Raw genomic sequence first — 4,595 nt, 5'->3', positions numbered from 1 at the left:
ATATAATTATTATGGTTGGAAAGGGAACGATTACTATGCGTGAAACAAGAATATTAGAATTCAAGGAAACGATTACGAATACTTTTTTGAAAACAGTTAGTGCCTTTTCGAATTACAATGGTGGAACAATTCTTTTTGGGGTTGATGATAATGGAAATGTGAAAGGATTGCCAGATGTAAAACAGGCCTGTCTGGATATCGAAAATAAAATCAATGACAGCATATCACCTCAACCAAACTATACACTTGAAATACAGAACAATGACCAGACGATAAAACTTACTGTAAAAAGTGGTCTTCAAAAACCGTATTTATATAAATCAAAAGCATACAAACGAAATGATACAGCAACGATAGAGGTAGATACATTGGAATTTTCAAGGCTTGTATTAGATGGAAAAAATATTAGCTTCGAAGAATTACCTTGTAAAGATCAGGAGCTATCTTTTGAAATTTTACAGTGTAAACTGAAAGAAAATATTTACATTGAAACTTTCAATCAAGATACTTTAAAGACATTGAACCTGTATGACAATATAAATGGTTATAATAATGCAGCGGGACTTTTGGCAGATAAAAATCATTTTTCAGGAATTGATATTGTTAAGTTTGGTGAGAATATCAGTATTATTCAAAAAAGAGTAACGTTTGAACATATATCGGTTTTAGAAATATATGAAAAAGCACTTGCTGTATTTAGAGATTATTACCAATATGAAGTAATACAGGGGGCTGACAGAAAAATGGTAGAGAAAATACCGGAAGCAGCTTTCAGAGAAGCAATTGCAAATGCTTTGATTCATAGGGTATGGGATATTAATTCACACATCAGAGTTTCTATGTTTGATGATAGAATAGAAGTAGTGTCTCCTGGTGGATTGCCGGCTGGAATAACGGCAGAAGAATATTTATCAGGTAAACTATCTATTTTAAGAAATAGAAATCTTGCAAATGTATTTTACAGACTGGGATTAGTAGAGATATTTGGAACAGGAATTACACGAATCAAACAACTATATGCAGAGAGTTTGATAAAACCAGAATTTGAAGTGTCAGAAAATGCTATAAAAATTGTACTACCGATATTTGAAACGAATGTCAATTTAACCGAAGACGAAAAAGTGATTTACAAATTTTTAAGTAAGACGATGCTGAAACCAATAAGTGAAATTGCACCATATGTCCCATTTGGCAAATCAAAAACAACACAATTACTGAAAGCTATGGAGAAAAAAGGTGTGATTGCAGTTGAAGGAAAAGGCAGAGGAACAAAATATATCATTAAGTGATTGAGAACATAGCGGGTTCAAATTACACAATCTTTCAATAACACAAGGAGAAAATCATATGATAAAAATTTTATTTTTATGCCATGGCACTCTTTGAATTTGGAGATTATTCGTATCAGGAGATAACATTAAAGGAGAAATTGCTGGAGGTGTTATCGTATTTGTTGCGGATAGGTGATTTCAAGCAGTATGCCGGAAAGACTATCCTAAATAATGTTTATATGGACCTGCGAGGGAAAAAGCCTGTATTTAAGAGAACCAAGACGGCTATGGAAAGAAATAATATATTTGCAACAATCAGAAGGTATGCAAAGAAGCTAAAGCCGCAGTATAATGGAGATGTATATCTGGAAACGGTCAGATGTTATTTCGATATATCGCAAGAAAATCTGGAAAAGTGCCGATATACATATCAAGGGAACGAAACATACGCCTTTCTGATGTCGGATAAATATATTATGGCACTATATACGCATTGTCTGGTGACGAGGAAGAAGGCTGCTATGCAGGGGACACAGATTGAAGGATTTACAGAAAAAGAGTATGGAATGGTTAGGCTTAAGAATGTGGGGGATGTTTTGTTTCAGGCATTGTTGCTTGATAATGTGAGATTTGAAAATGACAAGATATGTACGGAATTTTGCACTTGTTTTTGGGGATTAGGAAAAGTACGTCAAATCGGTATTTGAGGAGGGCTATGATGGAATGATTTACTGTGCAATTATTCTTTCAATTTTATTCCTGCTTAGTGGGATTATGAGTAGGTAAGTGTTATTGATTATTGCATCAGTATTATTTGCACCAAGTCATATTGTAACTTCATATAGAAATGCAAAATGAGATTTGCAACTTGGTATTTGTAAGTTAAAAATAGATGAAAATGTTTTATTGTGCAAAGGAGTGTGTAATATGAGCGAAAATTTTAATAGTCATATTGCCTGTGAAGGTACGGATAATGATATTAATTGGGTTTGCAAAGTCTGTAAAGATTTGCCGAATTATGCGGGAATGTACTTGTATCAACGAGAAAGAGAAAAAAATCAGTTGAAAAACGTAAAGGATAGACGTGCTGATTTAATACTGCTGAAATATTATTATGCCTTGCTGCACCTGTTGGACAAGATACATGAGCTTCATGAATGTCCTAATCCGGAAAATGATGTACCAAAATACGCAGACCGGAAATGCTCAACACCAGAATGTTTTGTTTATTATCGATATATATATAATACTTATGCGAGCATTTTGATGACAGAAAAGGGACTTAATCAGATTAATCTAAGATGTGATATTTGTTCTGTTTTACCTTATACTATTTTTAGTGACTTAGAAATGATTGCTAAAAATATGCATAGTGATGATATGGAGAAAACACAAAAATTAGAGATAGAAGCAGTAATCGCAGATTATTATTTAGAAGCGGTTGGTTCTTGTGAACAGTGGGATGAGTGTCCGAGCGGAGTGGACTGGTTGGAATTGATAAAAAGTGTTCAGTTGTTAAGGAAATATCTGGAAAAAAAAGATCGTAAGGAACTTCAAATTAGTCTGAACGAATGGAACAGAGTACGGTCTATCGACAACATTCTGAACACTGAAATAAAAACAACTTGTAGAGACTTTCAGACGAAGAACATTCCGTTATGTGTATTGGAAAAGAAAACGCTTGTGTATATGGATTTTGGCGTTTATCAACTATATGAGAGTAATGAAGTTTTCCACACACAACTGGATAATTATGCCGAAATGGATGAAATTCAATTTGTGTATAGTCCTACTCATATGGAGGAAGTATGTAGGATGGACAATTCTATATTTGAGGGCAAACGGCGAGATAATATTTCAAAAATTTGTAGCAACTGCGAAGTCTTTCTGGTTCGGGACGGATGTCTCAAAATTCTCACAGAACCTGTAGAAGTGTGCTTTGACCGTGCGAAAAAACTTCAGGTTTTGAATCAGTATGCTGAAGAGTCAGAATGCGCTACATTTGAGGCTCTAGAGGAAAAAACGTGTGGATTACTCAGATGGGACGAAAAAGAGGTGGAAACACACAGAAAGGAAATTTCTTTGTTAACATCTACACAGTTATTTGATCCGAAGAATGAGATGATTGATAACGAAAGCATTAATAGGGTATTTTACGAGATTTGTGGTTCTCGTTTTCCAGTTGAGGACTTTAAGGATTATTGTAAAAAGGAAAGAACCTTTTCCGAGATTAGAGAAGCGGTTCGGCTTCTTTTTATACTAATGAATGCATTAGGCTATCACAGAAATAAAATTGAGAAGCGCACAAAGTTTACATATAAAGCTTTTTATCCTACTTATGATCGTGAGTTTTACAGAACCATTAGAAGTGGTTTTTATGATGTTGATCATATCTGTTATGCGTCAAAATGTAACTATTTTGTTACCTGTGATTATGCATTGTCATCGCAGGCGATGGAAATTTATCGTTATCTTGGATGCAAAACCAATGTCATCTATTGTGAAAAGAAAGCACCGGATCCTTCCTTACCTTTGGCAGTGTTATGTAAGAAAACAGCTACTCCATAAAACTTTTGTGATACTATATCGGTTCGTTCATTGTAATCATATGTGGAAAGTATTGCTTTCTTACTTCAAAAAATTCGTTCTAAGAGAGAAATAAATTCCAGTTGTAAAAACGAATGCAATTCATATTTAATAGATTATAAGGAATTCCGTATAGAAAAACATGCTAAGAAGAACATTATTTGATGAGAAAAGGTGAGGTATATGGAGAGACAGCAAGAGTATGAATTAAGAAAGAAAATTGCAGATGCTATACAAAATGATGTCGACAGAGTATTTTCTGAAAAATTACAGTTATTTAATCATGATTTCTATTATGAGATTCTTTTTCCACTTATCGTGTTAGAAATGAACTATAAAATGAAATCTGAAGAATCTTTAGCTGCGGGATTGGGTGATTCTAATGAATATCTCATTTTAGTAAATCCTCTTCGAGAAGCTATATATTGGTACATACATAGGGTGCTCATATCCGATAGGAAGATTTCGTTTTCAAAGAAAAGATATGTTCCTAGTTTAGGTGAAGAATATTCATTTGTTGAGTATGTATTACAATTGCACGACGAATTTAAGCGGGGAGAGCAAATAAGAGAAATACGTGATTGCGCTTCAAAGGTAATGATAAAACCTGAAGATGATAATACATATGGTTTCTATTTTCCTGTTATTTCAGAAAAATATCATAAAGAATTATTATATTATTATGGTTTAGATGATACTTTGAATTTTGAGGTAGAAAAAGAAATATTTGTTGAATGT

4 protein-coding genes are annotated in these 4,595 nt (G+C 33.5%); all 4 read left to right on the top strand.

Features of this window, described 5'->3' with window-relative positions; all coding sequences use genetic code 11:
- Positions 1-1,289 (top strand): ATP-binding protein (locus tag NCY57_RS16340; protein ID WP_250789855.1); only part of this gene is annotated, 1,289 nt, incomplete at its 5' end.
- 269 nt (positions 1,290-1,558) lie between these two features.
- A complete protein-coding gene (locus NCY57_RS16335; protein ID WP_244092782.1) occupies positions 1,559-1,978 on the top strand; it encodes a hypothetical protein in 420 nt (139 codons plus the stop codon).
- A gap of 220 nt (positions 1,979-2,198) precedes the next feature.
- Positions 2,199-3,839, top strand: a complete 1,641-nt coding sequence (locus tag NCY57_RS16330; protein ID WP_118753217.1) for a hypothetical protein — start codon at positions 2,199-2,201, stop codon at positions 3,837-3,839.
- 201 nt (positions 3,840-4,040) lie between these two features.
- Positions 4,041-4,595 (top strand): hypothetical protein (locus NCY57_RS16325; RefSeq protein WP_250789854.1); only part of this gene is annotated, 555 nt, incomplete at its 3' end.

This window comes from Blautia sp. MB18-30 (assembly GCF_023669475.1).
GTDB classification, from domain to species: Bacteria; Bacillota; Clostridia; order Lachnospirales; family Lachnospiraceae; genus Blautia_A; species Blautia_A fusiformis.
This window is presented reverse-complemented; position numbering and strand designations above follow the sequence as displayed.

Excerpts from the sequence above, each read along its gene's own strand:
- NCY57_RS16335 (WP_244092782.1), top strand. The coding sequence starts at position 1,559 with ATGGAAAGAAATAATATATTTGCAACAATCAGAAGGTATGCAAAGAAG.
- NCY57_RS16330 (WP_118753217.1), top strand. The coding sequence starts at position 2,199 with ATGAGCGAAAATTTTAATAGTCATATTGCCTGTGAAGGTACGGATAAT.